4 protein-coding genes and 1 pseudogene are annotated in these 5,667 nt (G+C 71.2%); all 5 read left to right on the top strand.

Annotated elements, in window-relative coordinates:
- The coding region (locus DW309_RS16155) for a DNA-3-methyladenine glycosylase family protein (protein WP_136045943.1) at positions 1-739 on the top strand (739 nt) is incomplete at its 5' end.
- Complete coding sequence (locus DW309_RS16150) at positions 736-1,233, top strand: methylated-DNA--[protein]-cysteine S-methyltransferase (RefSeq protein ID WP_136045942.1); 498 nt, start codon at positions 736-738, stop codon at positions 1,231-1,233. The genes DW309_RS16155 and DW309_RS16150, both read left to right, overlap by 4 nt.
- A 311-nt stretch (positions 1,234-1,544) precedes the next feature.
- Entirely contained in the window at positions 1,545-3,470 is a 1,926-nt protein-coding gene (locus tag DW309_RS16145; protein WP_136045941.1) for an ABC transporter ATP-binding protein, read from the top strand.
- Positions 3,467-5,281, top strand: coding sequence for an ABC transporter ATP-binding protein (locus DW309_RS16140; protein ID WP_136031010.1), 1,815 nt, complete (start codon positions 3,467-3,469; stop codon positions 5,279-5,281). Before DW309_RS16145 ends, DW309_RS16140 begins: the two co-directional genes overlap by 4 nt.
- Positions 5,282-5,373: 92 nt before the next feature.
- Positions 5,374-5,667 (top strand): annotated as a pseudogene (locus DW309_RS16135) (hypothetical protein); the annotation flags it as partial.

Raw genomic sequence — 5,667 nt, 5'->3', positions numbered from 1 at the left:
GCGGGCTCGCGTCGCACGCCTGAGCGACCTGGCGCCGCTGGTGTCGACCGCGCGGCGCCTGTTCGACCTCGACGCCGACCCCCTCGCGATCGACGAGGCCCTGGCCGCGCATCCGTCGCTGGCGGCGCTGGTCGCACGCACGCCGGGGATCCGGGTGCCCGGGGCCGCGGATCCGCACGAGATGCTGATCCGGGCGATGATCGGGCAGCAGATCACCGTCGTCGCCGCCCGCACCGCGCTCACCGCACTCACCGAGGCGCTGGGGGAGAAGACACCCGAGGGGCTGCTGTTCCCCACCATGACCGCGATCGCGGAGCACGGGGCCGAGGTGCTGCGGGGCCCCGCGGCCCGGATCCGCGCGGTCACGGGGGCCGCCGCGGCCCTCGCCGACGGCAGCCTGACGCTGACCGTGGGCGATGACGGCGCGGAGCAGCGCGCGGCCCTGCTGGCCATGCCGGGGATCGGACCGTGGACGGCGGACTACGTGCGGATGCGTGTGCTCGGCGACCCCGACATCCTGCTCCCCGGCGATGTCGCGCTGCGCGCGGGCGCGGCGGCGGTGGGACTCCCCGGCGAGCCGAAGCCCCTGGTCGCCTGGGCCGAGCGCACGGCCCCCTGGCGGAGCTACCTCAGCGCGCACCTGTGGCGTGCGGCACCCCAGCGCCCCGCGGGACCGCGGTCGCCTGCCGCCCGCGCGGCCGCGACCGACGACGAGACCCAGATGAAGGAGACGCCATGACCGCCCTGATCCAGACCATCGACACCCCGGACGGCCCGTTCACGATCCTGGCCGACGCCGAGCAGCGCGTCCTCGCCTCCGGGTGGACCGACGACGTGGAGGCGATCCTCGGTCGCCTCTCCGCCGCCGCCCGTCCGGAGGAGCTGCGCGACGCCGAGACCGACGCGGCGGCTGCCGCCCTGGCCTATTACGCCGGTGACGTGTCGGCGATCGACGCCGTCGCGGTGAAGCAGACCGGAACCGCTCTCCAGCGCGCGGGGTGGGATGCGCTGCGCGGCATCGAGCCGGGTCGGCCGCTCACCTACACGGGCTTCGCCGCGCGCCTCGGCAATCCGAACGCGGTGCGCGCGGCGGCGTCGATCTGCGCCCGCAACGCCCCGGCCCTGTACGTCCCGTGCCATCGGGTGCTGCGCACCGACGGCTCGCTGGGCGGCTTCGCGTGGGGTCTCGCCGTGAAGCAGAGCCTCCTGGCCCGTGAGAGCGCCGCGCGCTGAGCCGTCCGAAGCCCCGCCCCGTCTCCACGCAGGACGGGGCTTTCGGCTGCCGCGGGAATTCCTCTTGCGCCCAGCTGGTTCACAGGAATAGGCTGATGGGCTGTCGCGCCAACCGGACGACCTCGCCGAGCCCATGAGGAGGACACCATGACCACGATCGCCGCCGCGCAGATCGCCACTCTCGGCTCGACCCCGGTGCGCCCGCTCTCCTAGAGCCGCCGCCCCCGTTCTGCACCGGATGCCGGGCTCCAGGAGCCCGCTCTCGCATCCGTCCTCTTCCTCTTCGTTTCGCCTCGACTCCTCTGAGAGACATGTCTTCCTCGTCTTCCGCGCACAATGCGTCGTCCACCCTGTCCACCCCCGCCGCGCTGTGGCGGCTCAAGCCCTTCGTGAAGCCGGTCGTCTGGCGTCTCGCCGGAGGGGCCGCGAGCGCGCTCGCCGCCGCTCTCATCGCGTTGATGATCCCGATCGTGCTCGAGCAGATCATCGGCGGACCGGTCCGCTCCGGTCACATCGATGCGATCGTGTGGGGCGCGGCCGCCGTGTTCGCCCTGGCGCTCGGCGAGGCGCTCATGGTGTGGCTCCGCCGTCAGTTCGTGCTGTTCCCCGCCACGCAGGTCGAGTACACGATGCGCACGGAGCTGTACTCGCGGCTGCAGACGCTGCCGGTCGCGTTCCATGACCGCTGGCAGTCGGGACAGCTGCTGAGCCGCATGATGCAGGACATCGGTCTCATCCGCCGCTGGCTCGCGTTCGGCCTCGTGCTGCTCGTGGTCAACGTGCTCACGATCATCATCGGCTCGGTGCTGCTGTTCCGCTGGCACTGGCTGCTGGGCACGATCTTCCTGGTGACCGCGATCCCGCTGTGGATCCGCGGCTACCTGTTCGAGAAGCGCTACGGCGCCCTCACCCGCCGCAGTCAGGACCAGGCGGGCGACCTCGCCACGAGCGTCGAGGAGAGCGTGCACGGCATCCGTGTGCTGAAGGCGTTCGGCCGCGGCAAGCACGCCCTGCGTCGCTTCAGCCGTCAGGCGGAGACGCTGCGCGAGACCGAGATGAGCAAGGCCGGCGCGATCGCGTCCATCTGGTTCTGGCTCGACCTGATGCCGCAGATCGCGTTCGGCCTGAGCCTGATGTCGGGTATCTGGCTGATCTCGCAGGGCGCGATCACCGAGGCGGAGCTGTTCGCCTTCTTCGCGATGGCGGTGGTGCTGCGCTGGCCCATCGAGTCGATCGGCTTCCTGTTCTCGTTCATGCTCGACGCCCGCACGGCGACCGACCGCGTGTTCGAGATCTTCTCCGAGACCAACACGATCACGGACCCGGAGCACCCGGTGCACATCGACGAGCCGCGGGGCGAGCTCGCGTTCGAGAGCGCGCACTTCCGCTACCAGGACGCGGGTGCCGAGGAGCGCGACCTGCTCGACGGCATCGACCTCGTGCTGCGGCCCGGCGAGACCATGGCGCTCGTCGGCCTGACCGGAAGCGGCAAGACCACGCTCACGACGCTCCCCACGCGGCTGTACGACGTGACGGGCGGACGGGTCACTCTCGACGGCGTTGATGTGCGCGACCTGCCGCTCGCGGAGCTGCGTCGGCACATCGCGATGGCGTTCGAGGACGCGACGCTGTTCTCGGCGTCGGTGCGGGAGAACGTGCTGCTCGGACGCGCCGACCTCGACATGCACAGCGACGAGGGGGAGCGCGTGCTGCGCGAGGCCCTCGACGTCGCCCAGGCGTCGTTCGTCGACACGCTGCCGGAGGGGGTCGAGACGGTGATCGGCGAGGAGGGCCTGAGCCTGTCCGGCGGGCAGCGGCAGCGTCTGGCGCTCGCGCGTGCCGTCGCCGCCGCGCCCAAGGTCCTCGTGCTCGACGACCCGCTGTCGGCGCTCGACGTCGACACCGAGGCCCTAGTGGAGGAGGCCCTGCGGCACGTGCTGGCCGACACCACGGCGCTGATCGTGGCGCACCGCCCGTCGACGGTCGCCCTGGCCGACCGGGTCGCGCTGCTGGAGGCCGGCAGGGTCACCGCGGTCGGCACGCACGCGGAGCTGCTGAAGACCAGCCGCCACTACCGTCACGTCATCTCGAGCCTGGAGGCCGAGGAGGCGGCGCGCACCGGCGCGATCCCGGTCATCCGCGACACCGAGGCGGAGATCCACGATGCGGTGCAGGACGGCCTCCGGGAGGACGCCGCCGACGACGATCTGATGAGCGAGAAGGAGGTGCAGCGATGAGCTCTACGCTCACCGGCACCCAGGACGAGGACCGTTCCCGCCTGACCCGCGAGGAGAGCAGGGCGATCCGCAAGCGGTCGCTGCGACTGCTCGGCTCGCTCGTGCGGCCGCTCAAGCCGCAGATCGTGCTCGCCGCGGTGGTGCTCGTGATCTCGACGGCGCTGCAGGTCGCCGGTCCGATCCTGATCAGCATCGGGCTCGACCGTGCACTGCCGGCCGTGATCGAGAACGCCGACTGGATGCCGACGTTCGTGGTGGGCGGGATCTACCTGCTGGCCGGTGCGCTCGCGGCCGCCCTGATCGCCTGGTACGTGATCATCGCGGCGAAGCTGACGCAGGCGATCCTGCTCGATCTGCGCAAGCGCATCTTCCTGCACACCCAGCGGCTGAGCCTGGAGTTCCACGAGTCGTACACCTCGGGGCGCATCATCTCGCGACAGACGAGCGACCTCGACTCGATCAGGGAGCTGCTGGACGGCGGCCTGAACGAGCTCGTGTCCGGCGTGCTGTTCGGGCTGTTCACCTTCATCGCGCTGTGCGTGTGGGACTGGCAGTCCGGCCTCATCCTCGCGCTCGGCGGGGTGCCGCTGTTCTTCCTGATGCGCTGGTTCTACTCGCGCTCGCAGTTGGTGTACCGCGAGTCGCGCGTGATCAGCGCCAAGGTCATCGTGCAGTTCGTGGAGACCATGACCGGCATCCGCGCGGTGAAGGCGTTCCGCAAGGAGCCGCGCAACGACGAGGCGTTCCAGCAGGTCGCCGGCGACTACCGCGACGTGAACCGCCGCTCGATGCTGCTGTTCGGCACGTTCGAGCCGGGGCTCATGGGCGTCGCGGCTCTGGTGCTCGGGATCGTCGTGCTGTGGGGCGGCATCCGGGTGTCGACGGGGGCCCTCACGGTCGGCGTGCTGCTGTCCGCCGTGCTGTATGTGCGCAACTTCTTCGCGCCGATGCAGGAGATCGCGATGTTCCTGAACTCCTACCAGTCCGCGACCGCGGCGCTGGAGAAGGTGTCCGGCGTACTCGAGGAGGTGCCGACGGTGCCCGACCCCGAGAAGCCGGTGGACCTGTGGGAGTCGCGCGGACACGTCGAGTTCGACGAGGTCACGTTCGGGTACAACGGCGAGAAGACGATCCTCCCGAACTTCTCGCTCGACATCCCGGCCGGGCAGACGATCGCCCTCGTGGGGACGACCGGTGCGGGCAAGTCGACGCTGGCCAAGCTCATCTCGCGCTTCTACGACCCCTCGGAGGGTCGGGTGACCCTCGACGGCGTCGACCTGCGCTCGCTGCACCCGAAGGATCTCCGTCGTGCGATCGTGATGGTCACGCAGGAGGCGTACTTGTTCAGCGGGACGGTCGCGGACAACATCGCCCTGGGCAAGCCGGACGCCTCGCTCGACGAGATCAAGGCCGCCGCCCGCGCGGTGGGCGCCGACGGCTTCATCTCGGCGCTGCCCGACGGCTACAACACCGACGTGAACAAGCGCGGCGGTCGCGTCTCGGCGGGGCAGCGACAGCTGATCTCGTTCGCGCGCGCCTTCCTCGCCGACCCGGCGGTGCTCATCCTCGACGAGGCCACCGCCTCGCTCGACATCCCGTCGGAGCGACTGATCCAGGACGCGCTGCAGACGCTGCTCGCTGACCGGACGGCGATCATCATCGCGCACCGGCTGTCGACGGTCGCGATCGCCGACCGGGTGCTCGTGATGGAGCACGGCCGCATCATCGAGGACGACACCCCGGAGGCGCTCATCGGCGGCTCCGGCAAGTTCGCGCAGCTGCACGCCGCGTGGCAGGAGACGCTCGTCTGACGGCGTCCGCGTGCGCGGAGGGCCCGGTCTCCCCGTGGAGGCCGGGCCCTCGGCGCATCGCCGCCGTCGGTACGGGTCGGTAGCATCGAGGTATGGACCCCGTGCTGCTCCTCGCCGAGTGGTGGTGGATCGCGCCGACCGCCGCCGCCGGCGCGACCGCTGGTGCGATCGGGCTGCGCCGCCGCAGCACACGGAGCGGGCGGCGGCTCGAGTACGACGCGGCCCGACATGATCTGCGGATCGCGCAGCAGACGGCGGTCGCTCGGCGCACGACGCTGAAGATCGCGCGCGCCGATCTCGCGAGGGTCACGGCGGAGCGCGCCGCGCAACGGGCCACGGCCGAGCAGGTCGCGGGGGCGCGACGGATGCTGCGGGAGCGGGAGCGC

The organism is Microbacterium sp. K41 (genome assembly GCF_004794395.1).
Taxonomy (GTDB): domain Bacteria; phylum Actinomycetota; class Actinomycetes; order Actinomycetales; family Microbacteriaceae; genus Microbacterium; species Microbacterium sufflavum.
The sequence above is the reverse complement of the archived record's forward strand: the minus strand, read 5'-3'. Positions and strand labels throughout refer to the sequence as shown.